This is a genomic window from Spongiactinospora gelatinilytica, from assembly GCF_003236385.1.
Lineage (GTDB): Bacteria > Actinomycetota > Actinomycetes > Streptosporangiales > Streptosporangiaceae > Spongiactinospora > Spongiactinospora gelatinilytica.
Genome location: NZ_POUA01000005.1, coordinates 22734 through 48922 on the forward strand (window position 1 = coordinate 22734; position 26189 = coordinate 48922).

A 26189-nucleotide genomic window follows, 5' to 3' on the forward strand; every position below is an offset into this window, starting at 1 on the left:
TTCACCGAAACGCAGGGAGGGCGGTTTCACGTGCGCAAGGTCCTGATCGCCAACCGCGGGGAGATCGCGGTCCGAATCGCCCGCGCGTGTCGTGACGCCGGACTGGCCAGTGTGGCGGTGTACGCCGAGCCGGACCTCGACGCGCCGCACGCCCGGCTGGCCGACGAGGCGTACGCGCTGGGCGGGCAGACGGCCGCCGAGTCGTACCTGGCCATCGGCAAGCTGCTCGACGTGGCCCGGCAGGCGGGCGCCGACGCGGTGCACCCCGGATACGGGTTCCTGGCCGAGAACGCCGAGTTCGCCGCGGCGGTGATCGAGGCGGGGTTGACCTGGATCGGCCCGCCGCCCCGGGCGATCACCGCGCTGGGCGACAAGGTGGCCGCCCGGCACATCGCGCAGAAGGTCGGCGCGCCCCTGGTGGCCGGGACCGCCGACCCGGTCACCTCGGCCGACGAAGTGGTGGCCTTCGCCCGCGATCACGGCCTGCCGATCGCGATCAAGGCGGCGTTCGGCGGCGGCGGCCGCGGGCTGAAGGTCGCCCGGACCCTCGCGGAGGTGCCCGACCTGTTCGAGTCGGCGGTGCGCGAGGCGGTCGCCTCCTTCGGGCGGGGCGAGTGCTTCGTCGAGCGGTACCTGGACCGCCCCCGGCACGTGGAGACCCAGTGCCTGGCCGACGCCCACGGCAACGTCGTGGTGGTGTCCACCCGCGACTGCTCCCTCCAGCGCAGGCACCAGAAGCTGATCGAGGAGGCCCCCGCCCCGTACCTGACCCAGCCTCAACTGGAGCTGCTCCACTCCTCCTCCAAGGCGATCTTGGCCGAGGCCGGGTACGTGGGGGCGGGGACGTGCGAGTTCCTGGTCGGCCGGGACGGCACGATCTCGTTCTTGGAGGTCAACACCCGTTTGCAGGTCGAGCATCCGGTCACCGAGGAGGTGACCGGGATCGACCTGGTCCGCGAGCAGTTCCGCATCGCCGACGGACAGGCCCTGGGCTACGGGGACCCGGTGCCGCGCGGGCACTCGCTCGAATTCCGGATCAACGCCGAGGACCCGGGGCGGGACTTCCTGCCCCAGGTCGGCACCCTCACCCGCTGGCAGCCCCCCTCCGGGCCGGGGGTGCGCGTGGACGCCGGGTGCGCGCAGGGCCAGACCATTCCGCAGGCGTTCGACTCGATGATCGCCAAGCTGGTCGTGACCGGGGCGACCCGCCGCCAGGCCATCGACCGGGCCCGCCGCGCGCTGGCGGAGTTCGAGGTCGGCGGGATGCCCACGGTGCTGCCCTTCCACCGGGCGGTACTGGAGGACCCCGCCTTCGTACCCGCCGACGACGCCACGCCGTTCAGCGTGCACACCCGCTGGATCGAGACGGAGTTCGACAACCGGATCGCCCCCTACGAGGAGCCGGACGCCTTCGGCCGGGAGCAGCCGGCCGAACGCGAGATCGTGGTCGTCGAGGTCGGCGGCAGACGGGTGGAGATCTCGCTGCCCGCGCTGAGCGGCGAGCCCGCCACGTCCATCGGCGACGACGGTGCGCGCGGCAGGCCCAGGGCGGTGAAGAGGTCCCGCTCGGCGCTGTCCGGCGACGCTCTGCTCGCCCCCATGCAGGGCACGATCGTCAAGGTCGCCGTGGCGGACGGAGAACCGGTGCAGGCCGGGCAGCCCGTCGTGGTCCTGGAGGCGATGAAGATGGAACAGCCCATCAACGCGCACCGCTCCGGCACCGTCAGCGGCCTGTCCGCCGCGGTCGGCGTGGCCGTCTCCGCCGGCGCCGTCATCTGCCGGATCAACGACTAGGACGTCATGACGCTGTCTTTTTCGTCCCCGCAGGCGCGGGGCGTCCCATCCGGCGCGCAGGTCCGTCCCGTGGAGGTGGACGCGGCCGGGCTGCGGCTCTCCGGGCTGCTCGCGCTGCCGCCCGGCCCGCCAAGGGCCGTGATCGTCGCCCTGCACGGCGCCGGTATGCGCGCGGGGTACTTCCACGGCACCGCCGACCCGGCCGCCTCGTTGCTCAGCCTCGCGGCCTCGCGCGGTCACGCCGCGCTCGCGCTGGACCGGCCGGGGTACGGCCTTTCCGCGGCCACGGTGCCCGACGGGCTGGAACTGGCCGAACAGGCGAACCATGTCCGGCAGGCCCTCACCGGCTACCACGGCCGCCACCCCATCGGAGCGGGCTTCGTCATCGTCGGTCACTCCCTGGGCGGCAAGGTCGCGCTCGCGGTCGCGGCGGGCTGGAGCGGCGAGGCGGCGCTGCTGGGCGTGGACGTCTCGGGGATCAGCGACCGCTGGGCCGTGGACCGTGACCTGCGCGGCGAGGTGAACGGGCGGCGTACCCGATCCCTGAGCTGGGGTCCGCTGCGCCTGTACCCGCCGAGGACCTTCCAGCACGCGATGCGGCTCGCCGCGCCGGTCCCGCCCCGGGAGGCGGCGGAGATACCGGAGTGGCCGCGCCGGTATCCGGAGGTGGCCCGTGAGGTCCGGGTTCCGGTGCGGTTCACCTTCGCCGAGCACGAACGCTGGTGGCGCTGCGACCCGGCGACCGTCGAGGCCATGACGGCCCGGCTGGCCGCTCCCTTCGTGCGTACCGAGCACCTGGCCGGCGCCGGGCACAACATCAGCCTCGGCTACGCCGCCCGCGACTACCACCTCGGCGTGCTCGCGTTCGCGGACGAATGCCTGGCCCGGTCGAACTCGGATACGACCTGAGCCAGGCACCCGTCCTCGCGCCGGATCACGGGGGGAGCGGCTACTGGGCGTGCCGCCTGTTCGGCGCGAGGGTGAAGCACAGTCCCGCGCTGACCACCAGGGCCGCCATCACCGCGATCATGCTCGTGGTGAACGCCCCCTGGTAGTCCCGGGCACCCTCAAGGACGGTGAAGAACAGCGTGCTGAACGCCGCGACGCCGAGCGCGCTGCCGAACTGCTGGCCGGTGGTCCAGACACCGGAGGCCGATCCGGCGTACTCGGGCGGCACGGCCGACAGGAACAGGGTGGTCAGCGGCGGCATGACCAGGGTCATCCCGACGCCGAGCGCGAACAGGCCCGGCACCAGCGACCAGGCGTTGACCGGCGAGCCGGCCTGTACGGCGACGAGCAGCATGAGCCCGCCCACCACGGAAAGCAGGCACCCGGCGAGCACGATGAACCGCCCGAACCGTACCGTGAGCCGCCCGGTCGGCATCGCCATGACCAGCCCGCCGGCGGCGAACGCGATCGAGACCAGGCCCGCGCTCAGCGCCGAGTAGCGCTGCCCGTCCTGCAACCACAGCGGGATGATCATCATGATGCCGCTGAAACCGGAGAACGAGAGCAGCAGCACGAGCAGCCCGCCGGCGCCGGTCCGGTTGCGGAACAGGGCCACGGGCAGCAGGGCGCCCGCCCGCCGCCGCGGATCGCGCTGCTCGACGATCGCCAGCCCCACCACCGCCAGGACACCGGCGGCGAGCAGGAGCCAGCACCACGCGGGCCAGCCGTAGGTACGGCCTTCCAGCAGCGGGAACACGATCGCGACGAGCCCGACGACGAGCACGCCGGTGGCGCCCCATCTGGGCCGGGCGCCGCCGGCCGCGCGGCTCTCCGGGACCAGCCAGATCGCGAGAGGGATCAGCACGATCGCCACCGGAACGGTGACCAGGAAGATCATGCGCCAGCCGAGCCCGGCGACGTCCGCGGTGATCAGTACCCCGCCGAGGATCAGCCCACCGGCCTGCGTGATCCCGGAGACCAGACCGAAGGTCCCGAAGACCGTGGCGCGCTCCCGGCCGGTGAAAATCGTGTAGAGAATGCTCATCACCTGAGGGGCGATCGCGGCGGCCGCCAATCCCTGAAGCACCCGCGCGGCGATCAGCTCGCCCGGGCTGCGCGCGATTCCACACCATACGCTGACCACCGCGAAGGCGACGATTCCGAGTATGAAAACCAGCTTCCGGCCGCGCAGGTCACCCAGCCTGGCGGCGGTGATCAATGCGACGGCGAAGGAGAGCAGGTAGGCGGCGGATATCCACTCCAAATCGGTCGGACTGGCGCCGAGATCGCGCTGGATCGCGGACAGGCCGACATTGACGATGGTGACGCTCAGCAAATCCAGCATGAAGGCCACAAGGAGGACGACCAGCGCGGCCCAGCGGCGTGGATACACCACTTCGGAATCGGGCTGGGCGGATGTCGTTTCTGTAGTCACACGGCACTCCTGGTCGGCCGGGAACGAGAGAAGGGATGGGCGGCGCGGACCGCCGCAGCGACTTCCGCCGGCATCTCGGCCGGCTCGTACGGCCCTGGACCGATCGGTCCGCAGTCGAATTATCCGTACGGTTGCGAAGGCATGTCAAGGTGAGGCGGCCGCTTGGGACGGATCGGTCCGAGGTTTCGGGCCTGGTATCCGAAATGCACGGGAATCTGCCCCGGAGACCGCCGCCCGCGCCGTCGGCACCTGACCGCGAGGGCGGCGGCCGGTCCTTCGGCTGTACCACAGAACAGGGCGGGAACCCTTGCGGCCACCACACCCGCTTGCGACCGTTGGCATGTCACCGGCCGCGCCGCGCGCGCGCCGCGATCGCGTCCGTCCATCGCCGGGCGGCATTGATCCGAAAGGTAGCAGGATGTTAGACGATGTGGATGCGGCCGGCACACTGAAGCAGCTCACGAAACGCGTTGCGGAACTGGAGGCCGTCCGCGATCTCACCAGCCTGCGAGCTGAGTTCCATCGCTGTCTCAACAACGAAGAATGGGACGCCCTTGCCGCGCTGTTCACCGACGAGGCGCACCTCGACTATGGCGAATACGGCCAGGCCCACGGGAGCAAGGAGGTCAGGGACTACTATGGCCGGCTGCTGGAGCAGATCCGGGACATGCGCAACGCCACCGCCATCGCACTGAAGAACTTCGTCCACGGGCACCAGGTTCGCGTTCTTGACGGGGAGACCGCCACAGGCGTGTGCTTCTTTGAAGAGCAGATCAGGTTCAACAAGGACAGCATGGCGTTCAGCAGTATCGGCCAGTTTTCCGACGAGTACGTCCGCAGAGGCGATCGCTGGTACTTTGCGAAGGTCGTGCTCGACCATTATTGGGTGGTTCCCGACAACGACGGCTGGCGCTGGCCCTGGTAGCGTTCTGAAGCATTTTCCGACCGCGGCGGACCGGATGCCGGCCCATTTTATAGTGGCCCCGTTTCAGGAGTTCCCATGACCATCCTGGTGACCGGCGCGACCGGTCGCGTCGGCAGCCGGTTCGTTCCCCGCCTGCTCCGGCGGGCCGAGCCGGTCCGCGTCCTGGCCCGCGACCCGGTGCGCGCCGAGCCGCTCGCCCGGCTCGGCGCCGAGGTCGTCATCGGCGACCTGCGTGACGGCGGCGCGCTCGCCGGCGCGCTCAAGGGGGTGGCCGCGGTCGTCCATCTCGGCGCGGCGTTCCGCGAGGTCGGTGACGAGGAGGCGGTCGCGGTCAACCGCACCGCGACCATCGAGCTGGCCGAGGCCGCCCTTCGCGCGGGCGTGTCGCGTTTCGTCAGCGCCGGCACCACCCTCGTGTACGGTCCCGGCCGAGGCCGGCCCGCCCGGGAGGCCGACGAGCCGGCGCCGCCCGCCTGGGCCTACACGACGAGCAAGGTGGCCGCGGAGGAGGCGCTGTTGCGGCTCCATCGGACGGAGGGGCTGCCGGTGCGCATCGTACGCCTGGCGTTCGTGTACGGCGAGGGCGATCCGCACCTGGCCGAGTCGCTGGCCTGGGCCCGGGACTGGCCGGCGCACAAGCGGCTGCACCTGGTCCACCACGCCGACGTCGGTCAGGCTCTCCTACGGGCCGTGCGGGCCGAGGGGGTGGACGGGCGGACGTACAACGTGGCCGACGACGCGCCCGTCACCCACCTGGAACTCCGGGAGCTCAACGGCGAATCGGTCACCGAACCGGGCACCGGCCCGGCGGTGGACCAGGGGCCCGCCGATCCCTGGGAAGGCATCGTCGACACCGCGAAGATCCGCCGCGAGCTGGGTTTCCGGCCGATCTATCCCACCGTCTACACCGCGTACGAGGCGGGGGCCCTGTGACCGTGGGTCACCTGCGCCGCGCGCGCACGTGCGACATCGGCGTCAGCACCCGCCCGCGCTCGTCCACCCGCAGGCCGTCCGGGTCGGGCGGGGCCACGACGTCCGGCGCGCCCGCCTTCCACATCTCGGCGAGCAGTTCACGGGTGAACCCGGTGGCGAACGCGGTCTCGGTGATCTCCTCGATCCGCCAGTGCCGGTCCAGGTGAGTGTGCAGGTCGTCCGCGCTGACCAGGACCTCCTGGGCGATCGGCGTTCCCGCGGGGACGGACTCGGCGAAGCAGAACAGGTGCAGCGTGGCGTCCGGTCGGCACACCCGGTGCAGGGCGGCGGCGTACGCCGAGCGCTGCTCGCCGTTCAGGCAGTGGTAGAGGCCGCTGTCGAGCGCCGTCTCAAAACCGGTCCCGATGTCGCGCAGCTCCGTCGCGTCGGCCACCTTGAACAGCGCCCGGACGCCGTGCTCGGCGGCCCGCCGGCCGGCCTGCTCGATCGCGCTCGGCGAGCCGTCCACACCGGTCACCTCCAGGCCGGCGGACGCGAGCATGATCGCGTTCTCGCCGAGGCCGCAGCCCGCGTCGAGCACCTTGCCCCGGAAACCGCCCGCCCGGGCCAGCTCCACGATCACGGGCTGAGGTTCGCCGATGTCCCAGGGAATGAACCCCGCGCCCGGATCAGAGCCCTCGAATGTCGCACGTCCGGCGTACAGCGCGTCGAAATCATAATCCGCCTGGGAGAAAGTCCGCTCTTGCTGGGCCATTCCGGGTACTCCGTCCACTCGCCGGTTCGCCGGCCGCCGCCTGGTGGATCTCGCGGGGCGATATGCGGAATCGATGCTAGGCCGGTGTCCGGCCGCGGGCCATCCGGCGGCGGCTAAACTACGGGCGGCCACGGGATTCCGGCGTGCCTGGCCAGGCGGCCTCGTCCGGCCTTCCGCCGCTGCCCGGACTGATTGGTCTGCTATTATCGCCTTATGGCACGGCAACCGTCCGCCAGCGTGCGTGAGCGCATTCTCGACGCCGCGACCGACTTGTTCGACCGTTATGGCGTACACGCCGTCGGGATGCAGCGCATCATCGACGCGGCAGGTTGCGGAAAGCAACTGCTCTACCGGGAGTTCGGCAGCAAGGACGAGCTGGTGACCGCCTATCTGCACCGGTGCGAGGGCAGTTGGGAGCGGAGCTTCGCCGCCGCGGTCGAGGTGGGCGAGCGGCCGGAGGAACAACTGGTCGAGCTGGTCCGGGTGGTCGGCAGGAGCGTTCCCGGCCCTCGCGGCTGCCCGATCCGCAACACCTACGCGGAGTTCCCCGAGGAGGGGCATCCGGTGCACCGTACGGCGCTGGAGCACTTCAGCGCGGTACGTGAGCAGATCTGCACGCTGGCCCGGCGCACCACGGCGGCCGATCCCCAGCGGCTCGCCGACCGCATCCTGCTGATCATCAACGGCCTCTTCACCTCGGGCTCCACGCTGAGCACGGACGAGAACGCCCGGCTCGCGGTGGAGCTGGTGCAAGACGTGATCGCGGTGGAGACGGCGACGGCGCGGACGTCCACCTCCGTTTAGTCGGAAGTCGGCTTTCTGTCCCTTCCGCGTGGGGTGCTGAGGATCCGCCGGCCGAGGTCCGGGGTGATCAACGGGGCTATCTGAGGGTCGGCCAGCAGACTGATCGGGGCGATGTGGTCGTCGTTCAGCGGGCGCCACGACTCAAGGGCTTCGTGCAGGGCCTGCCATGGGTCCGGGGCGGTGACGGCGGCGCGCGCGGCCGACTCGAACTCCGGCGGGCCGAGCCGCGGCCGGAAGCCGGGCTCGGCGGCCCGCGCCCGATAGTCCATGATCAGCCGCCTGACCTGGTCCGGACCGTAGTCGGTGAGAAACGACAGCATGGACAGCGTGCCCATCGGGGTTCGAGGTCGCACCCAGCCCAGCTCATCGGCGGCGCGCAGGCCGACCATCTCAGCAGAGATCCCCGACAGTTCGCCCGCCCGGCGATCGGGCACCATGGAGATGTGATTGAGACGGCGGCGGAAACGGGCTCGACGTTCGGGCTCCTGACGGACCTGGTGGCCGACGGCGGGGTCGTGGTCCTGAGCGGGGCCGGGCTGTCCACCGAGTCCGGCATACCCGACTATCGCGGTGAAAGCGGCCGGAAGCGGCAGGCTCGGCCGATGACCTACCAGACGTTCGTGGGCAGCGTGGCGGCCCGCAGGCGGTACTGGGCGCGCAGCCACCTGGGCTGGCGGCACATCACCGGGGCCCTGCCCAACGCCGGTCACCGGGCGGTCGCCGAGCTGCAACGCCGCGGGCTGGTGGCCGGGATCATCACCCAGAACGTGGACGGCCTGCACCAGGCCGCGGGCGCGAGCGACGTCGTCGAGCTGCACGGCGGCCTGGACCGCGTCCGCTGCCTGTCCTGCGGCGAGCGCAGCCCGCGGCATGTGCTGCACCGGCGGCTCGCCGCCGCCAACCTCGGCTGGGACTCCGCGGCGGGCGAGATCAACCCCGACGGCGACGCCGACCTCGACGACGACCTGATCGAGTCGTTCACGATCGTGGACTGCCGCGGCTGCGGCGGTGTGCTCAAACCCGACGTCATCTTCTTCGGCGAGAACGTGCCGCGCGTACGCGTGCAGGAGTGCTACGCGATGACCGGGCGCGCCGCCCTGCTCCTGGTCCTCGGGTCGTCCCTGACCGTGATGTCCGGGTACCGATTCGTCCGGCACGCCGCCGAGCTCGCCATCCCCATCGCGATCGTCAACCAAGGTCCCACGCGCGGCGACGCCCAGGCCATGGTGACCCTCGACGCCCCCCTCGGCCCGACCCTCGGCGCGCTCGCGGCGCAGCTCTGCCCGGCGACCTGATCCCCGCCGTACATCGGCTGGGACACGCTCCCTTTTCTCTGTATCAGGGCTCCGGCGTCCTGGCTCTGTAAAGGTGCGCGCACTTCGCAGCGCGACCGAGAGAGGAAGGGAAGTGCCGGCCATGTCCCATGTAACCGACCTGCTCCACGCCGCGCGGGCCGAGGCTCTGTTCGTCAGCCCGCTCTCCGCGTCCGGCCTGCCCGGCGCGGAGGAGGCGACCCAGGCCATCCGTACGGCGGTGCGCGCGCACGGGGGCACCAGGGGATGCGCCGGAGAGGTCGCCGCGGTCTATGGCGACTATCCGGACACCGCGGTCCAGCGGATGCGCTGGGCACTCGCCGCGGTGGACACCCTGTTCGTCAGGAACGTCCACATGCGCGCCGTACCCATCACCGCAGGTTCCCGCGGCGGCTGACACCCCACGGCCCCGACCGACACCGCAACATCCCAACGTGCCGGTCCGGACCAGCGCCGGGGAGCAGCGCTGTCACGGGGCCTTGATCGCGCGGAGACTGGGTGACGGGACGACGCGCGGTGGGGGCCTGCGCCGGGGAGTGGTGCCGTCGCAGTGTCTTGATCGTGACGGCCGCCGGGACGTTACCCGTGTCGCGGTGCGGTACCTCGGCCGGGCTGCGGCGCCGGCATGGCGTCTCGACTACGCCGGTGGTCGCGTGGGTGATGGTCGTGGCATGACGTGGCGTGTTGTTGGTGCGGCGGCGCGATCGTGGACGGTCTTCGGGCGTTGCTCGCGTCGCGGCCCGCTATCGCTGCCGGGATACAGGGGGAGGCGGCGCCGCCATGGCGGCTCGACCGTATGGGTGGTCGCGGGGCCGAATACCGTGTCACGGCATGGCGTGCCGGTGGGGGAAGCGGTGTACCCAGCGGCGTTGCCATGGTGTCTCGATGGCGCGGGGGTGGTGGTGTTCGCGGGTCCAGGTGACGGCGTCGGCGGGATTCAGGCCGGACAGGACGGCCAGGCAGGCGATGACGGTTCCGGTACGGCCGACTCCGCCGCCGCAGGCCACCTCGACCGCCGCGCCCGCGCGTGCCTGGTCGTGCAGTGCGCGGATGTGCCGGACGGCCTCGGCCGGGTCGCGGGGGAGCAGGAAGTCGGGCCAGTCGAGCCACTCGCGCGGCCACCGCAGCCCGTCGTCGTGGCGGCGGCGGAGCCGGCGTGAGCCGAGATAGAGACCGGCATCGGGCGCGGGGCCGCCCGGCGATGGCCGGCGTAGGCCACGACCGCGAACCCAGCAGCCGTCCGGCAGCCTTATCGCGCCCGGCAGCGGCGGCCCGCTGGGCGGGTCGTTCGGCGAGGCATTCATTGTGGTGTTCATCGAGGCCGGCCTTGAACGTAGGTGCCGTCCGGCGGCCTGCTCGGAGAGGTGGTTGGTGGGGTGTTCATCGGGGGGAGCCTTCCTCGGTGGTACGTCTGGCGCGGTGGTTGGCCACGTTGACCCGGTTGCCGCAGGCGTCGGGGGTGCAGTAGCGGCGGCGGCCGGCCCTGCTGGTGTCGGCGAACAGGCCCCGGCAGCCCGGGGCGGCGCAGGCGCGGAAGCGGTCGTGCCCCAGTGTCCGCAAGACGCCCAGCAGCCCGATGCCGACGAGCGCGGCCAGTTCGGCCACCAGCGGGGCGCCCGCCCGGGTCGGCACCTCCCACCGCCACCCGCCATCCGCGTCGCGCCCCAGCACCGGGGCCAGGCCGGCCCAGCCGGCCAGCACGCCCGCCGCCGCCACCGCGTCGTCCTCGGTCGCCGCCGCGAGGACGGCGCGCACCTCGCGGCGCAGCAGGCGGACCTGGTGCAGGTCCGTCGAGGTGGGATTGCGCGCTCCCGGGGCGTCGAGCGGTACGTCGTGCCCGGCCAGGAACTCCGCCAGCGCCCCCGGATCGGGCAGCGCGTCACCGGCCGCGCCCCGCACCGACGACGACCCGTTGACCAGCTCGGTCGCCACCGCGGCGGCCGCCGCATAGTCGCGGATGGAGATCCGCACGCCACTCCCTCCTTCAGCCCGGTAACTGCTAAAGCCAGAATATAGCCCTTACGTGGTCTACAGGTGCCGAATCGGAGTGTCGGGCGGCTTGGGTATTGTCCGGCGGTGGAGTGACGCGTGATGTCGGGAAACCGGGGTGGGCCGTGCTGACGGCTGTGCAGGCGACGGTCGAGCGGCTGGTGTTCGTGGCCGACGACGAATACACGGTCGCGCGGATGACCGCCGACGACCGGCCCGGGTTCGTGGCCTCCGGCCGGCCGCTGGCCGGAGTGCAGCCCGGGGAGACGTTGCGGCTGGCGGGCGAGTGGGAGCGCCACCAGCGGCACGGCGACCGGCTCGTGGTCAAGGAGTGCGAGCGGGTGGTGCCCTCCACCGTCCGGGCCATCACGCTGTACCTCGGCTCCGGCCTGGTCCGCGGGATCGGCCCGAGGCTGGCGCACGCCATCGTCAGCCACTTCGGCGAGCAGACCCTGAAGATCATCGACACCGAGCCGGCCCGGCTGCGCGAGGTGATCAACATCGGCGCGACCCGGCAGGCGCAGATCGTCGCCGCCTGGGCGGAGCAGAAGGCCATCGCCGCGCTGATGGTCGTCCTGCAGGGGCTCGGCATCAGCCCGCTGCTCGCGGCCAAGATCTACCAGGTCTACGGCGAGGAGTCGGCGCAGATCCTCACCGGCGACCCCTACCGGCTGATCGGCCAGGTCAGGGGGATCGCCTTCCACACCGCCGACCGGATCGCGCTGCGCTCGGGGGTGCCCGAGCGCGACGGCGGCCGGATCCGGGCCGGGGTGCTGGACCGGCTGGAGGCCGCGGCGGCCCGTGACGGGCACTGTTACATGCCGATGCCCGTCCTGCTGGCCGCCGCCGCCCGGCTGGTCGAGCAGGACGAGGAGCTGGTCCGCGCGGCGATCGACGCGCTGACCGCGGAGAAGCGGATCGTCGTGGAGCCCTCGCCCGTCGTCCCCGGGCAGGCCGTGGTCTACATCAAGGAGCAGCACGCCCGGGAGAGCGCACTGGCCGCGCAGCTCGCCCGGCTGTGCCGGGCCCGCTCCACCCTGCCCATGCGCCCCTACGCGGAGGACGAGACCCTGCACGACGACCAGCGCGCGGCCGTCAACCTGGCGCTGACCAGCACGGTCTCCGTGCTCACCGGCGGGCCGGGCTGCGGCAAGAGCCACACGGTGCGGGTGATCGCGGCGACCGTGCGGGCGATGGGCGGCACGGTGACCCTGACCGCGCCGACCGGCATGGCGGCCAAACGCCTGTCGGAGGCCACCGGGTTGCCCGCGATGACCGTGCACCGGATGCTCGCCCGCCGCGGCGAACCGGAGGAGGGCACCCTGTTCCAGGACTCGCCCGCCGGGGCCGACCTGGTCGTGGTGGACGAGGCGTCGATGCTGGACCTGCACCTGGCCACCCGGCTGACCTCGGCGGTCCCGGCGGGCAGCCACCTGCTGCTGGTCGGCGACGCCGACCAGCTCCCCAGCATCGGCCCCGGCAACGTGCTGGACGACGTGCTGCGGGTTCCGGAGGTCCCGCGCGTCCGGCTGACGCACGTCTTCCGCCAGGCGAGCGGCAGCGGCATCATCTCGGCCGCCCACCTGATCCGGGCGGGGGGGCTGCCGAGGCCGCCGGGCGGCGGCGGGTTCTGGTTCGAGGAGCTGGACGACCCCGACGCGGTCGCCCGGCGGGTGGTCCACCTGGCCACCGAGGCGATCCCCCGCAAGCAGGGCGTCGATCCGGGGCAGGTCCAGGTGCTGTGCCCGACGCGCAAGGGCGCGGCGGGCAGCGTCGAGATCGGCCGCAGGCTGCAGGAACGGCTCAACCCCGCGCGGGACGGCGTGCCGGAGCACTGGGCCGGGCCCGCGGTGTTCCGGCCGGGCGACCGCGTCATGCCGATCCGCAACAACTACGACAAGGGCGTCTTCAACGGCGAGACCGCCACGGTCACCGAGGTCGACGTCCCCGAGCGCGTGGTGAAGATCCGTACCGACGACGGGCGGGACGTCGAGTACGCCTTCGGCGAGCTGGACGACCTCACTCACGCCTACGCGATCACCGTGCACCGTTCCCAGGGCGGCGAGTACCCCTTCGTGGTGGCCCCGATCGTGGGCGAGGCCGGTTCGGCGATGCTGCGCCGCAGGCTGCTCTACACGCTGGTGACCAGGGCGCGGTCCTGGGTGGTGCTGGTCGGCGGCCGGGAGGCCCTGGAGTCGGCGGCGCGGCGGCTCGGCGGGCGCAGGAACACCGGCCTGGCCGCGCGCCTGGCGGCCGGCCTGGCCGCCGCATCGCGCTGAGCTCAGACCCCCAGCATGGTGTCGATGGCCTCGGGGGAGAAGACGTGCTTGGCGACCATCAGGGTGAGCCCGAGCGTGGCGCTCTCGTCGCCGTTCCTGGCGGGGACGACGCGTAACCGCCGGGTGGCCCGTTCCATCGCGTCGGCCCTGACCCGGCGGCCGACCTCGTCGGCGACGATCGGCAACTGCCCGATGATGCCGCCGAGCACCAGCGTGCTCGGGTTGAGCGTGGCGGCCAGCGTCGCCAGCACCCGTCCCAGCCGCCGCGCGCCCTCCCGCAGGGCGGCGATCACGTCGGGGTGCTGGGCGTTCGCGCTCAGCACGATGTCCTCAAGCGTGTGCACGCCGTGGCCGGCGAGCTGGTCGAGCAGCGCCCTGCCGGAGGCCCAGGCGGCCAGGCAGCCGCGCCGCCCGCAGCGGCAGCGCGGGCCGTCGTCGGTGACCCTGATGTGCCCGATGTCGCCCGCCGCGCCGTCCGCGCCGCCGATCACCCGGTCGTCCACGACGATCCCGGCGCCGATCCCGGTGGCGTACTTCACGGCGAGCAGCACCCCCCGCTCGCCGCTCGCCGACGCCTCGCCGAGAGCGAAGGCGCGGGCGTCGTTCTCGATCAGCAGGGGCACGTCCCAGCGGGCGCGGACCGTCTCCTCGATCGCGTAGCCCTCCCAGCCCGGCATGGTGGTGCTGGCGCCGAGCCGCCCGGTGGTCACGTCCACCGGGCCGGGGATGCCCATGCCGATCCCGACGACCTGCGCCTCCTCGTCCACGCGCAGCAGCTTGTCGGCGCGGTCCAGGAGTTTGGGCAGCAGTTCGCCGGGCGGCCGGGAGATGTCCAGGTGCAGCGTCTCCATCCGCAGCGTGCGGCCGAACAGGTCGGCGATCGAGATGCGGCCGTGCGCCTGGCCGAGGTCCAGGACGAGCGCGACCCGGTTGCGGTCGTCGAACCTGAGCCGCTGGGCCGGGCGGCCCACCGACGACCCGGTGGAGCCGGACTCGTACACCAGGCCCGCCCGGAAGAGCTGGTCCAGCCGCTCGAACAGGGTGGTCCGGGACATGCCGGTGGCGCTGAGCAACTGCTGGCGGGTCCACCCCGGGCGGGTGCGGATGAGTTCGAGCAGGTGACCCGGGGAGGCCGGTCCGCTCGCGGCCTGTCCTGGTGGAGCGGCCGGGGGGTCGGGGTGCCGAAAGACCGTCACGGACCCACATTCTCCTTCATGTGGTGCGGCCATGCTCTTGACCGGCGAGATCGACCTCATTATGTTCGACGACCATACAGAATCTTGGCATCAAAAGGGAGATTTCTTGCCCGCCCCCGCCGTAACTTTCCCCACGCCTGGTCCGCGCGACACCGACGGCAGACCATGACGGCCGCTCTGGCGGACGCCGCCGCGGCCGTGCTGCGCGGCAACGATCTCGGTCATCTCACCGTCGCCTCGCCCGACCTCTATCCACATCAGTGGAGCTGGGACACCGCGTTCGTAGCGGTCGGGATCTCCCGGCTCTCGGTGCCGCGGGCCGTCGCGGAGATGACGTCGCTGCTGGCCGCGCAGTGGCCGAGCGGGATGATCCCGCACATCGTGTTCGATCGCCCCTCGGCCTACTTCCCCGGCCCCGAGCGCTGGCGGAGCGAGCTGGCGATCGACCCGCCGGCATTACGGACATCGGGAATTTGTCAGCCACCCGTACATAGCGTGGCGCTGGCGTGCATCCTCCAGGAAGGACGCAGGCGCGGCGGGTCCGACCGGCGCACGGCGGAGGACTTCGTGGCCGGCACCCTGCCCGGCTGGCTGGCCTGGCACCGCTGGCTGGCCGCGAGCCGCGACCCCGAGGGCCACGGGCTGGTGGAGATCCACCACAGCTGGGAGTCCGGCATGGACAACTCCCCGCGCTGGGACTTCCCCTATTCCCGGGTGATGCCGGGCGAGATGGAACCGTTCACGCGTACCGACACCCGGCACGTGGGCGAGGTCCGGCAGCGCCCCACCGACGAGGAGTACCGCCGCTACATCTGGCTCGTGGACCAGATGGTGGCCGTCCGCTACGACGAGGAGGCGATCAGGAAGACGATCGACTTCCACGTCGCCGACGTCTTCTTCTCCGCGTTGCTCGCGCTAACCGCCGAGATCATCGGCGAGCTGGCCGAGGAGTTCGGCCGCCGCGCCGACGCCGCCGAGATGAGCGAGGTGGCCGCCCGGTTCCGCGCCGGGGTCGCCGCGGCCGTGGACCCGGAGACCGGGCTGGCCACCGACCGCGACCTGCGGTCCGGCCGCCTGCTGCACTCCGCCGCGCTGAGCGGGTTCGCGCCGCTGATCAGCGGCGCGGAGGCGGACGTCCTGGCCCGCCAGCGGGAACTCCTGCTCGGGCCCGACTGGTGCGGCCACCGGGCGCTGCGGCACGCCGTACCGCCGAGCACGTCGCCGGCGGCGGCGCAGTTCGACCGCAGACGGTACTGGCGCGGCCCGCAGTGGCCGGTGATGACCTGGCTGTTCAGCTGGGCGGCCCGGCGGCACGGTGACGCCGAGCTGGCCGGGCGGCTCCGCGAGGAGGCCCTGCGCCAGCTCGGCGACCTCAGCTTCGCCGAGTACTACGACCCGCTGTCCGGGCAGGCGCTCGGCAGCCGGGCTCAGTCCTGGACGGCCGCCGCGGCGCTGGACTGGACGGCCTGGTCATGAGCGTTCACGACGTGCAGCGGCCGCTCGCCTGCGATGACCCTGCGCAGGTTCTCCCCGACCATGGCGCGCACCCGGGACCTGGCCTGCCAGGTGCCCGCGGCGATATGCGGGGAGAGGTAGACGTTGCCCAGCCCGCGCAGCGGGGAGTCATCGGGCAGCGGCTCGGGGTCGAAGACGTCCAGCGCGGCGGCCGCCGGCCGGCCCGCGCGCAGTCCCTCGGCCAGCGCGTCGTGGTCGACCAGCCCGCCGCGCGCGGAGTTGACCAGGATCGCGCCCTCGCGCATCGCGGCCAGCTCGGCGCGGCCGATGAGGCCGCGGGTCTGCGCGGTGATCGGCAGGTGCAGGCTGATGACGTCCGCGGTGGCGAGCAGGTCGCCGAAGTCCACCTGCCGAGCCCCCTCGACCTCGCGCGGGGTGCGCGCGGTGAAGACCACGGCCGCGCCGAACCCGCGCAGCCGCGCCGCGGCGGCCCTGGCCACCGCGCCCATGCCGACCAGGCCGACGGTCCGCGCCCCCAGCTCCTCGCCGAGCGGACGGGCGGCCCAGCCGGCGCCGCGCAGGGACGCGTCGGCGGCCAGGCCGCCGCGCAGCACGACGAGCATCGCCATGATCGTCCAGTCCGCGACGGCGGCGGCGTTGTAGCCGGGGGCGTTGGCCACCGGGATGCCCCGCTCGGCGGCCCTGGCGACGTCCACGGTGTCGTAGCCGACGGCGGGCTGCTGGATGAACCGGCAGCGCCGCATGGCGTCGATGGCCGCGGCGTCCAGCACGTAGTGGCGGGCCGCGTCGGCGATCACGATGTCCGCGTCGGCGACCAGCCCGGCCACGTCGGCCTGGCCGCCGGTGCGAGGCGCGATCCGGATCTCGGCGTCGCCGGTCCCCGCGAGCCGGCGGACCAGCTCCTCGTCGTAGTCCGACAGGCAGGTGATGATCATGTTCCTCCTCGGCGAAGGTCAGAGCGGGCGTGCGTCGAGCACGCGGTTTCCGGCCAGGCGCATGCCCAGCCCGGGCGTCGCGGGCGCGGCGACACGGCCGTTGACGGGGGCGATCGGATCGGTGAGGAAGTGCTGGTAGAGCGGGCCGAGCCGGGCCAGGTACTCCATCTCGGGGATCACCGCCGGGCTCGCGGCGAAGGTGAGCGCGGCGTTGCACTGCAGGGACTGCCCGTGCGGGATGAACTGCCGTCCGGCCGCCGAGACGAGCGCGGAGATCTTGACCATCTCGCTGATGCCGCCGCCCCAGTGCGGGTCGGCCTGGTAGAGGTCCAGCAGGTCCTCGCGGAGCAGGCGGGCGATGCCCCAGCGGGTGTACTCGTGCTCGCCGCCGCTGATCCGGACCAGGCCGCCGAGGTCGCGGCGCAGCGCGGCGTACCCCGCGGTGTCGTCGGCGGGCAGCGGCTCCTCGATCCAGCGCAGCCGCAGCGGCGCGCACTCGCGGGCGACGTCCACGGTGAACGGGATGTCCCAGGAGCTCCAGGCGTCCAGCATGATGTCCAGGCCCGGACCCCCGGCCTCCCGTACCGTGGCGACCAGCTCCACCACCCGCGCAACCCCCCGGCGTCCGTCTCCCGGACCCCAGCGGGGGAACCACTTGATTCCGCCGAACCCCGCCGCGACCAGCTCACGGGTACGCCGGGCGACGTCCTCGACGGCCAGCGAGTCGCCCAGCGTGGAGACGTACGCGGGCGCCTCCTGGCGGGTGGGGCCGCCGAGCAGCACGTGCGCGGGAACGCCGAAGTACTGCCCGCGGACGTCCCACAGCGCGCAGTCCACCGCCGAGAGGGCGAGCATGCCCGTTCCCGCCCGGCCGTGGATCATCGAGCGGTACCCGAGGTCCCAGATCCGCTCGGCGGCCAGCGGGTCGGCGCCGAGCAACTGCGGGCGCAGCACGGTCAAGACGGTGTGCGCCTGCTGCTCGGACAGCACGGCGGTGGTCCCGGTGATCCCCTCGTCGGTGTCGACGTGCAGGAAGATCGAGCGGACCTCGACGCCGCCGTCGTCGCGGAGCGGCGGCTGGAGCGGCCCGTCGGCGGCGCGCTCGGGGTAGATGTCGGTGGGGCGCCGCAGCCGCTCGTCCCAGAGCGGGCCGGGCAGGCGCATCGAGCCGGTGTACTCGACGCAGCGGACGTCGGTGATTCTCATCGTGCAATCCCGCAGATTTGTCAGATAAGTGAACGTAACTCCGATGAGGCTGCACCGTATCGTGTGCGAAACCCCGTCCGTAACCCGGAACAGGCTCAGGTAGGCCGTTCCGTGCCCGCCGAGCAGGCGCGCGAAATCGTCGTCGGCACCCTTGAATACGTCACCGACCTGCGGTTTCCCGGAATGCTGCACGGCGCGGTGACCCGCTCGGCGATCCCGCACGGCCGGATCGTCGCGATCGACACCACGAAGGCCGCCGCCATGCCGGGCGTGCGGGCCGTGCTCATCGGCGCGGACGTGCCGTGCAACCGGCTCGGCCCGGCCGACGTGGACGGCCCGGTGCTCGCCGACCAGCGGGTACGCCAGGTCGGCGAGGCCATCGCCCTGGTCGCCGCCGTGGACGAGGGCACCGCCAGGCGCGCGGCCGAGGCCGTCGTGGTCACCGTGGAGCCGCTGCCGGTCGTCGCCGACCCCCGTACCGCCCTGTCGCCGGAGGTCCCGAAGCTGCACGAGGGCGGCAACCTGGCCGGGCGGATCGGCTTCGCCTCCGGCGACGTGGAGGCCGCCCTGGCGGCGGCCGACGTCGTGGTCGAGCGCGTGGTCGGCACCGGGGCGCAGGAGCACGTGGCGATCGAGCCACCGGGCGGCGTCGCCCTGTGGGAGGCGGGCCAGGTGACGATCTGGTGCGGTTCGCAGAACCCCGGCCTGCACCGCCGCAAGGTGGCGCGGGCGCTGAACGTCGAAATCGATGACGTGCGGCTGGTCGCCGGGCCGGTCGGCGGGGCCTTCGGCGCCCGCAACGACGATCCGATGCCGGTCTTCCTGGCCGTGCTCGCCAAGGCCGCGGGCGCGCCCGTGCACATGCGGATGACCCGCGAGGAGGTGATGGCGGCGGGGCCCAAGCGGCACCCGTTCCACACCACGGTGCGCGTCGGGTTCACCGAGGACGGCGACCTCGCCGCGAGCGACATGACCGCGCTCGCCGACACCGGCCCGTACGTCACCTCCGGCCCCAACGTGCTCAAGACCTCCGCCGAGATGTCGGTCGGGCCCTACCGGATGCCGGTCGCCCGCTTCGACGGCCGGGTCGTCTATACCAACAACGCCAACGCCGGGGCCTTTCGCGGGTACGGCGTGCCGCAGGTCGCGTTCGCGCTGGAGACCGCGATCGACGAGGCCGCGGCCCGGCTCGGCATGGACCCGGTGGAACTGCGCATGCGCAACCTGCTGCGCGGCGGCGACCGGCACGGCCTGTACGGGCACGCCGTCACCCCGGGACTGCGCGCGGCCGAGACGCTGGCCGCCGCGGCGGCCGACGAATGGTGGGTCTCCCGCCGGGAATGGCAGCGCGCGGCCCGGGGCCCCTGGCGGCGCGGCACCGGGATCGCCATGGCGGTCAAGGGCGTCGGGCTGGGCAGCGGGCGGGGCGACGCCGCCCGCGCCCGGCTGATCTGCGACATCAACGGGCACGTCAGGATCTGGGCCGGACCGAACCACACCGGCCAGGCCATCGACGTGGCCTACCGGCAGATCGCCGCCGACGTGCTCGGCATGGACCCCGCCCGGATCACCGTCACCGTCGGGGACAGCCAGCTCGTGCCGGAGTCCGGCGCGACCGCCGCCTCCCGCAGCATGTACGCGGGAGGGTCCGCGGTCGCCGCGGTCTGCGAGCGCTACAAGGCGGCCCTGGCCGAGGCCGGCGGTCCCGCCCGGCTGGTCGAACTCGGCCGGGCCGAGTTCGAGGCCACCTTCCACCTGCCCGACGTGGCCGACCCCGGCCTGATCCCCCCGAAACGGCTCGGCGACCACGCCCCCCACCTGGTCTACGGCTGCTCGGCCCAGGTCGTCCGCCTGGAGGTGCACGAGCTGACCGGCGAGATCCGCGTCGCGGGCGTCGTGTGCGCCGTCGACTGCGGCCGGGCGATCAACCCCGGCGCGGTGATCGGCCAGGCCGAGGGCGGCGTCGCGCAGGGGCTCGGCTTCGCGCTGATGGAGGAGCACCGGCTCGACGGCGGCCGCCCGCTGACCACCAGCCTGGAGAACTACCTCATCCCCACGGCCAGGGACGTCCCCGAGATCCGCACCCTCCTGGTGGAGGGCGACGAGCCCACCGGCCCGATGGGCGCCAAGGGCATGTCCGAGGTGGTCATCGTGCCGACCGGCCCCGCGGTCGCCGCGGCGGTCGCCGACGCGGTCGGCGTACGCCCCGCCCGCCTGCCCATCACCCCGGAACGCCTGCTGGAGGGACTCAGATGAAGGTCAACGGCGTGCCCGTCACGCCCCCCGACCCCGACGCCAGGCTGCTCGACTACCTGCGCGACGACCTCGGCCTGATCGGGGCCAAGGAGGGCTGCGGGATGGGGGAGTGCGGCAGTTGCACGGTGCTCATGGACGGCGTGCCGGTCTGCTCCTGCCTGGTGCTGGTCTGCCAGGCCGAGGACGCCGACGTCACCACCGTGGAGGGGCTGCGGCGCACCGCCCTTCAGGAGGCGTTCGTCACCGGCCAGGCCGTGCAGTGCGGGTTCTGCATCGCCGGCATGGTCGTCTCGGCCTCCGCCCTGCTGGCCGAGCACCCCGACCCCACCGACGAGCAGATCCGCGCCGGGCTCGAGGGCAACCTGTGCCGCTGCACCGGCTACGGCGCGATCGTGCGCGCGGTGCGCGAGGCGGCCCGATGAGCCCGCACCCGCGTACCGCGGCCGAGGTGGACCGGCTCGATCCGGCGCGCGCGCTGCTCGCCGGAGGCACCGACCTGCTGGTACGGCGGCGCGCCGGGCACCAGGGGGGCCCGCTCGCCGACGTCTCCCGGCTGCGCGACGCCCCCGCCCCGGTACGGCGTCTTTCCGATGGCTCGATCTGGCTGTCCGCGCTCGCCCCCCTCTCGGTCATCGACCGCGAACTGGGCGGGAAACTCCCCGGCCTGCGCGCGGCCATCGCCTGCTTCGCCTCCGGCCAGATCCGCAACCGCGCCACGCTCGGCGGAAACCTGGCCAACGCCTCCCCGGCCGCCGACGGCGTGCCACCGCTGGTGGTGGCCGGGGCCGTGCTGCGGCTGCGCGGGCCCGCGGGCCGCAGAGAGATCCCGGTGACGGAGTTCGCGACCGGACCCGGCCGTACCCGGCTGGCCCCCGGCGAGTGGATCGAGAACATCGACGTGCCGCCGCAGCCCGCCCACGCGGGGTTCCGGAAGATCGCCGGGCGGCGGGCGCTCGCCATCTCCATCGTCAGCCTGGCCTGGACCTGGGACCGCGGCCCCGGCGGCGCGCTGACCGGCGTACGGCTGGCCGCCGGGGCGGTGGCCCCCGTGGTCGTCCGCTGCCCCGGCGCGGAGGCCGCGCTGGAAGGCCGCGCCCCCACGCCCGACGTGGTGGCCGCGGCGGTCGCGGCCCTCGGCCACGACATCAGCCCGATCAGCGACCTGCGCGCCTCCGCCGGATACCGGCGGGCCGCACTGGCCGGAGCGCTCACCGAAGCGCTCACACCGGCGCTCACCGAAGCGCCCGCAAGGAGGAACACGTGAAGACCACAGCCACCGTACGGCTGGATCGCCCGATCACCGAGGCGGCCGAGCTGGCCCGCCGGGCCGAGGACCTCGGCTTCGACGGGGTCTGGGTGGCCGACCACTACTTTCACCGCGACGCGACGGGGGCGCTGGCGCTGATGGCGGCGGCCACCGAGCGGGTCACGCTCGGCACCGCCGTGGTCAGCCCGCTGCTGCGGCACCCGGCGCTGCTGGCCGGCGCAGCCGCCACGATCAACGAGATCAGCGACGGCCGGTTCGTGCTCGGCATCGGCGCGGGCGGGTACGAGTTCGCCGCCGAACTCGGCATCCCGCCGCGCCGCCCGCTCGGCCTGACCGCCGAGGCGGTGCGGATCGTGCGCGAGCTGCACACCGGCCGGGCCGACGTCACCGGCGAGACGTTCACCACCCGCGGCGAACTGCGGTTCACCCCCGTCCCCACCCCGGTCTACCTGGCCGGGCGCGGCCCCAAGATGCTCGCCCTGGCCGGCGAGATCGGCGACGGCGTGATCACGCACGGGCTGTCCGGGCGGCACATCGACTACGTCAAGGAGAAGCTGGGCGGCCCCGGCACCGCCGTCGTGCTGATGCTCGACGTCGAGGTGGACCGCGACCGGGCGCGTGCCCTGGACGCGCTGCGCCCGCGCTGCATGGCGATGGCCGGCGGCTCCTACGCCGACGAGCTGATCGAGGTGTACGGCCTGGACCCCGCCGAGATCGGCGCGCTGCGGGCGGCGCTGCGCTCGGGCGACCGGGCCGCCGCCGGGCGGCTGGTCACCGACCAGATGGTGGACGCCTTCGGCATCGCCGGGCCGCCAGAACTCCTCAGGGACCGGCTCGCGGAGTTCGCCGCCGCCGGGATCGACGAGGTGATCCTTTCCGTCGGCGGGGGCGATCTGGACGCCTCCACCGGACATCTGACCGAGCTAGCGAAAGCGGTGTTGTGAGAATGAGCCTTCCCGAGTCCGTCGTCGTCCTGGGATCCGGTGCGGGCGCGCTGTCGTGTTCGGTGGAACTGTCCCTGGCCGGGCTCAAGGTCACCCTGGCCGACCTGCCGCGCTTCGCCGACGGGGTGAACGCCGTCGGCGCCGCGGGCGAGATCCGGCTGCGCTGCCCCTGGCACGGTGAGACCGCCGCGCCGGTCGCCGCCACCGGCACCGACCCGGCCGCCGCCATCGACGGCCAGGAGTTGATCGTCGTCTCGGTGCCCGCCTTCGGCCACCAGGCGTGGGCCGACCTGCTGGCCGCCGAGCTGAAGGACGGGCAGTCGGTGCTGTGGGTGGGCGAGGGCGGCGGCGCGCTGACGCTGGCCGCGACGCTGCGCCGTACCGGACGGCGGCCCGCGGTGCACATCGCCGAGACCAACAGCCTGCCCTACGGCGCGCGGGTCCGCGGCCCCGGCCTGATCACCGCCTCCCGCAAGTCCGGCGGCACCCTGGTCGCCGGCCTCCCCGCCGAGAACAACCCGCTGGTCGCCATCGCCTGCAAGGTCTGGCCGTGGATGAGCCCCGCGGAGAACGTGTGGGAGACCACGCTGCTCAACTTCAACGCGATCGACCACGTCCCGCCGATCATCTGCAACCTCGGCGCGATCGAGGGCCGGACCGGGTCGTTCCTGCTGTGGGGCGAGGGGGCCAGCCCGGCCGTCTCGCGCATGATCGAGCGGATCGACGCCGAACTGCTCGCCCTGCGCGGCGCGCTCGGCCTGACCAACACCGACGGCTACGCCGACTACCTGGTCGCCCAGGGGTTCGCGCCGCGCCGGGAACCGACGCTGCACGCCACCCTGCAGTCCTCCAGCTTCGCCGCCAGCACCTTCCCGTGCGGCCCCGACGCGCTCAAGAGCCGGTACCTGACCGAGGACGTGCCGTACGCCCTGGTCCTGATGGCCTCCATCGGCGACGAACTGGACATCCCCACCCCCACCATCGACAGCCTCATCCACCTGGCCTCGGTCGCCGCCGGCACCGACTTCCAGGCCGGCGGGCGCACCCTGGCCGACCTGGACCTCGCCGGCGCCGGCAGGGACGGGCTGCTGACCGCCGCCCGGGAGGGCCGGTGGTGAGCGACCTGCTGATCCGCGGCGGCACGCCGGTCACCGGCTACGCCGACCCCGCCCCGGCCGACCTGCTGGTCAGGGACGGACGGCTGGCCGACGGCCCGCCGCTCCCCGGCGCCGAGACCCTGGACGCCACCGGGCTGCTGGTACTGCCCGGCCTGGTCAACACGCACGACCACCTGCGGTCGCTGCTGCCGATGACCCGCCGCGCCGACACCAGCGGCCTGGCACAGATGATCGAGGCGGGGAAGCTGGCCGGGGCCGCGGCGACCCCGGAGGACTACCGGGCGCTCACCGCGCTCGCGGCGGCCCGGATGGTGCTGTCCGGCGTGACCACGGCGGTGGACCACGTCTACCCGCTGCACCGCCCCGGCATGCTCGCCGCCGTCGCGGCCGGGCACGCCGACGTCGGGCTGCGCGCGCACCTGGCGTACGGGCTGACCGAGGACTACGAGGAGCAGATCCGGCTGGCCGTGGCCGCGGCCGACGACGAGGTACCCGCCGGCCGCCTGTACCTGGCGCCGGTCTCGCTGCGCCAGACCTCGGCCGACGGCTACCGGGCCGCCGCCCGCGCGGCCGAGCGCACCGGCCTGCGCCTTTACACCCACATCGCCGAGACGCGCGAGGAGGTGGACAAGTGCCTGGCCGAGCACGGGGTGCGGCCGGTGGAACTGCTGCACCAGGCGGGGTTCCTGCGCCCGGGCACCGTCCTGGTGCACTGCGTCCACCTGTCGGAGCGTGAGATCGGGCTGCTCGCCGACAACGAGGTGGCGGTCGCCTACTGCCCGTCCAACCACCTGCGCCTGGCCAAGGGGTTCGCCCCCGTGGTCGCGCTGCGGGAGGCGGGCGTACGCGTCGGGCTGGGCGTCGACGGCATGGACGACCTGTTCACCGAGATGCGCCAGGCCGTCTACGCGCAGGGACAGGCCGCGGGCCGGCCCGGCGTGCTCGGTTCGGACGCGGCGCTGCGGATGGCGACCGGCGAGGGCACGGCCGCCATCGGCGAGCCGGACGCCGGGCGGCTGCGCGCAGGCGAACGCGCCGACCTGATCACGCTGCGCCCGGGGACGTCCATGCGCCCGCTGGCCGACCCGGTGCAGTCATGCGTCCACCGCGCCCACGGGCAGCACGTGTCCGACGTGCTGGTGGACGGCGAGTTCGTGGTGAGGGACGGCCGGCTCACCAGAGCCGGCGAAACCGAGCTGGCCGACCGCGCGTGGCGGGTCACGCGCGACCTGGCCGGCCGGACCGGTCGCGAGCACGCGGCCGACTGGCAGTGGGGCCCGGCGGCCCCACAGGAAATGCCTTAACAGGAAAGGCGACAGCCATGAGTCAAACCCCCAACATGCGGATGAGCCGCCGCGGGCTGCTCCGCGCCACCGGCGGCATCGCCGCCACGGCCGTGCTGGCCGCGTGTGGCAACGGCGGCGGCACGGGCGGCGGTTCCGGCGGCGGCGCGAAGGGCACGCTGACGCTGTGGGCCTCCACCGCGTTCGCGGGCGACGCCAAGGCGGCGCTGCGGACCGCCGCGCAGGAGTACGGCGGCAAGCAGGGGCTCACCATCAACGTCGAGGGCTTCCCGGCCAACGACCTGGCCAAGAAGATCACCACGGCGCTGGCCGGCGGCGGCGGTCCCGACATCGTCGTGGCCGACGTCTCCTCGATCCCGCAGTTCGCGGCCTCCAAGATGCTGGTGGACGTGACCGCCCGGTTCAAGGCGGCCCAGGGGGAGTTCTTCGCGGGCAACGTGGCCGCGGCCAGCTTCAAGGACGCGGTCTACGCCGTGCCGTACGACACCTCCAACGTGGCGCTGCTGTGGAACAAGAAGCTGTTCCAGCAGGCCGGCATCCAAAGCCCGCCCGGCACCTGGGATGAGCTGCTGGCCTCGGCCAAGGAGCTGACCGGCGGCGGGCGGCACGGGTACATGCTGGGCGCGCAGGGTTATGGATCGTTCCTGTTCTGGCCGTGGCTGTGGCAGAACGGCGGGCGCATCCTGGACGACGCCGGGACCAAGGCGCTCTTCAACGCCCCCGAGGGGCTTGAGGCGTGGAACTTCTACGCCGGCCTGCACCTGACCCACGGCGTGGTCCCGCCGACCTTCCTCGGCGTCACCCAGGCCTGGGACCAGTACATCCAGCCCTTCCTCACCGAGAAGGTGGCGATGCTGGCCATCGGCGACTGGGGGCTCGCGCCCATCGCCAAGGGCAACCCCGGCCTGGAGTACGGCGTGGCCTCGCTGCCCAAGGGCAAGGAGAGCGCCACCGTCCTCGGCGGCAACGCGATCGGCATCACCAGCGCCTGCAAGAACGTGGACGCGGCCTGGGGGTTCGTGTCCTGGCTGACCTCGGCCGGCCAGGAGAAGGTGCTGCGGGACGGCTACCAGCGGATCCCGGCGCGCACCGACGTCGGCAACGGCTCGATGGCCGGTCTGGACGAGGCCCATCAGATCTTCATCCAGCAGGCCGCCTCGGCCCGGCCACGCCCGGCGGTGACCGCGTGGGGCGACATCGAGTGGCAGGTGATGGCCAACGCCTGGGACTCGGTCATCCAGAAGAAGAAGTCACCGCGACAGGCGCTCAACGAAGCCGCGACGGCCGCCACCCAGGCACTGTCGCGGGGATAG

General features: G+C 73.1%; 24 protein-coding genes. 16 read left to right on the top strand and 8 right to left on the bottom strand.

Features of this window, described 5'->3' with window-relative positions:
• Positions 1-30 precede the first annotated feature (30 nt).
• Both C1I98_RS01235 and C1I98_RS01240 read left to right on the top strand, forming a co-directional pair.
• Entirely contained in the window at positions 31-1794 is a 1764-nt protein-coding gene (locus tag C1I98_RS01235) for an acetyl/propionyl/methylcrotonyl-CoA carboxylase subunit alpha (protein WP_111165180.1), read from the top strand.
• 6 nt (positions 1795-1800) lie between these two features.
• Positions 1801-2703 carry an alpha/beta fold hydrolase gene (locus C1I98_RS01240; protein ID WP_111165181.1) on the top strand — a complete coding sequence of 301 codons (903 nt, stop codon included), beginning with the start codon at positions 1801-1803 and terminating at the stop codon, positions 2701-2703.
• Positions 2704-2743: 40 nt separating this feature from the next.
• Here C1I98_RS01240 and C1I98_RS01245 read toward each other — a convergent pair whose 3' ends face one another.
• Complete coding sequence (locus C1I98_RS01245) at positions 2744-4177, bottom strand: MFS transporter (protein ID WP_146607223.1); 1434 nt, start codon at positions 4175-4177, stop codon at positions 2744-2746.
• Positions 4178-4517: 340 nt separating this feature from the next.
• Between C1I98_RS01245 and C1I98_RS01250 the strand changes: the two genes are divergently transcribed.
• Both C1I98_RS01250 and C1I98_RS01255 read left to right on the top strand, forming a co-directional pair.
• Positions 4518-5102 carry a nuclear transport factor 2 family protein gene (locus C1I98_RS01250; RefSeq protein ID WP_111165183.1) on the top strand — a complete coding sequence of 195 codons (585 nt, stop codon included), beginning with the start codon at positions 4518-4520 and terminating at the stop codon, positions 5100-5102.
• Between the two features lie 75 nt (positions 5103-5177).
• Positions 5178-6035, top strand: coding sequence for an NAD-dependent epimerase/dehydratase family protein (locus C1I98_RS01255; RefSeq protein WP_111165184.1), 858 nt, complete (start codon positions 5178-5180; stop codon positions 6033-6035).
• Between the two features lie 7 nt (positions 6036-6042).
• On the opposite strand, the gene C1I98_RS01260 is transcribed toward C1I98_RS01255, so the two are convergent.
• Positions 6043-6789: a class I SAM-dependent methyltransferase gene (locus tag C1I98_RS01260; RefSeq protein ID WP_111165185.1), complete on the bottom strand. Its 747-nt coding sequence runs from the start codon at positions 6787-6789 to the stop codon at positions 6043-6045.
• Between the two features lie 237 nt (positions 6790-7026).
• Here C1I98_RS01260 and C1I98_RS01265 point away from each other — a divergent pair, with 237 nt between their 5' ends.
• Positions 7027-7593, top strand: a complete 567-nt coding sequence (locus tag C1I98_RS01265) for a TetR/AcrR family transcriptional regulator (protein ID WP_158557834.1) — start codon at positions 7027-7029, stop codon at positions 7591-7593.
• On the opposite strand, the gene C1I98_RS01270 is transcribed toward C1I98_RS01265, so the two are convergent.
• Positions 7590-8030: a hypothetical protein gene (locus C1I98_RS01270; RefSeq protein ID WP_146607224.1), complete on the bottom strand. Its 441-nt coding sequence runs from the start codon at positions 8028-8030 to the stop codon at positions 7590-7592. The genes C1I98_RS01265 and C1I98_RS01270 overlap by 4 nt on opposite strands.
• A 9-nt stretch (positions 8031-8039) precedes the next feature.
• On the opposite strand from C1I98_RS01270, the gene C1I98_RS01275 reads away from it, so the two are divergent.
• A complete protein-coding gene (locus C1I98_RS01275) occupies positions 8040-8888 on the top strand; it encodes an NAD-dependent protein deacetylase (RefSeq protein ID WP_111165209.1) in 849 nt (282 codons plus the stop codon).
• Between the two features lie 121 nt (positions 8889-9009).
• Complete coding sequence (locus C1I98_RS01280) at positions 9010-9303, top strand: hypothetical protein (protein ID WP_199536647.1); 294 nt, start codon at positions 9010-9012, stop codon at positions 9301-9303.
• Between the two features lie 427 nt (positions 9304-9730).
• Here C1I98_RS01280 and C1I98_RS42550 read toward each other — a convergent pair whose 3' ends face one another.
• Together C1I98_RS42550 and C1I98_RS01290 are read right to left on the bottom strand one after the other, a co-directional pair.
• Positions 9731-10222, bottom strand: coding sequence for a phosphatase domain-containing protein (locus C1I98_RS42550; protein WP_233506982.1), 492 nt, complete (start codon positions 10220-10222; stop codon positions 9731-9733).
• A 64-nt stretch (positions 10223-10286) separates the two neighbouring features.
• The gene (locus C1I98_RS01290; RefSeq protein WP_111165188.1) at positions 10287-10877 is read right to left on the bottom strand and encodes a CGNR zinc finger domain-containing protein; all 591 of its coding nucleotides are present in this window, start codon (positions 10875-10877) and stop codon (positions 10287-10289) included.
• Between the two features lie 143 nt (positions 10878-11020).
• On the opposite strand from C1I98_RS01290, the gene recD2 reads away from it, so the two are divergent.
• A complete protein-coding gene (gene recD2 / locus C1I98_RS01295; protein WP_233506983.1) occupies positions 11021-13174 on the top strand; it encodes an SF1B family DNA helicase RecD2 in 2154 nt (717 codons plus the stop codon).
• Positions 13175-13176: 2 nt separating this feature from the next.
• Here recD2 and C1I98_RS01300 read toward each other — a convergent pair whose 3' ends face one another.
• Positions 13177-14370, bottom strand: a complete 1194-nt coding sequence (locus C1I98_RS01300) for an ROK family transcriptional regulator (protein WP_158557835.1) — start codon at positions 14368-14370, stop codon at positions 13177-13179.
• A gap of 165 nt (positions 14371-14535) precedes the next feature.
• Between C1I98_RS01300 and ggh the strand changes: the two genes are divergently transcribed.
• Positions 14536-15846, top strand: coding sequence for a glucosylglycerate hydrolase (ggh, locus tag C1I98_RS01305; RefSeq protein WP_111165190.1), 1311 nt, complete (start codon positions 14536-14538; stop codon positions 15844-15846).
• Here ggh and C1I98_RS01310 read toward each other — a convergent pair.
• Together C1I98_RS01310 and C1I98_RS01315 are read right to left on the bottom strand one after the other, a co-directional pair.
• Positions 15798-16781: an NAD(P)-dependent oxidoreductase gene (locus tag C1I98_RS01310; protein WP_111165191.1), complete on the bottom strand. Its 984-nt coding sequence runs from the start codon at positions 16779-16781 to the stop codon at positions 15798-15800. The genes ggh and C1I98_RS01310 overlap by 49 nt on opposite strands.
• An 18-nt stretch (positions 16782-16799) precedes the next feature.
• Positions 16800-17987, bottom strand: coding sequence for an enolase C-terminal domain-like protein (locus C1I98_RS01315; protein ID WP_111165192.1), 1188 nt, complete (start codon positions 17985-17987; stop codon positions 16800-16802).
• A gap of 111 nt (positions 17988-18098) precedes the next feature.
• On the opposite strand from C1I98_RS01315, the gene C1I98_RS01320 reads away from it, so the two are divergent.
• From C1I98_RS01320 to C1I98_RS01350, 7 genes are read left to right on the top strand one after another with little or no spacing between them, the layout of a single operon-like run.
• Complete coding sequence (locus tag C1I98_RS01320) at positions 18099-20243, top strand: xanthine dehydrogenase family protein molybdopterin-binding subunit (RefSeq protein ID WP_111165193.1); 2145 nt, start codon at positions 18099-18101, stop codon at positions 20241-20243.
• A complete protein-coding gene (locus C1I98_RS01325) occupies positions 20240-20665 on the top strand; it encodes a (2Fe-2S)-binding protein (RefSeq protein WP_111165194.1) in 426 nt (141 codons plus the stop codon). The genes C1I98_RS01320 and C1I98_RS01325 overlap by 4 nt, the downstream gene beginning before the upstream one ends.
• Entirely contained in the window at positions 20662-21507 is an 846-nt protein-coding gene (locus tag C1I98_RS01330; RefSeq protein WP_111165195.1) for an FAD binding domain-containing protein, read from the top strand. The genes C1I98_RS01325 and C1I98_RS01330 overlap by 4 nt, the downstream gene beginning before the upstream one ends.
• The gene (locus C1I98_RS01335) at positions 21504-22454 is read left to right on the top strand and encodes an LLM class flavin-dependent oxidoreductase (RefSeq protein WP_158557837.1); all 951 of its coding nucleotides are present in this window, start codon (positions 21504-21506) and stop codon (positions 22452-22454) included. Before C1I98_RS01330 ends, C1I98_RS01335 begins: the two co-directional genes overlap by 4 nt.
• 2 nt (positions 22455-22456) lie before the next feature.
• Positions 22457-23572 carry an NAD/NADP octopine/nopaline dehydrogenase family protein gene (locus tag C1I98_RS01340; protein WP_111165197.1) on the top strand — a complete coding sequence of 372 codons (1116 nt, stop codon included), beginning with the start codon at positions 22457-22459 and terminating at the stop codon, positions 23570-23572.
• Entirely contained in the window at positions 23569-24876 is a 1308-nt protein-coding gene (locus C1I98_RS01345) for an amidohydrolase family protein (RefSeq protein WP_158557839.1), read from the top strand. The genes C1I98_RS01340 and C1I98_RS01345 overlap by 4 nt, the downstream gene beginning before the upstream one ends.
• Positions 24877-24893: 17 nt before the next feature.
• Positions 24894-26189, top strand: coding sequence for an ABC transporter substrate-binding protein (locus C1I98_RS01350; protein WP_111165199.1), 1296 nt, complete (start codon positions 24894-24896; stop codon positions 26187-26189).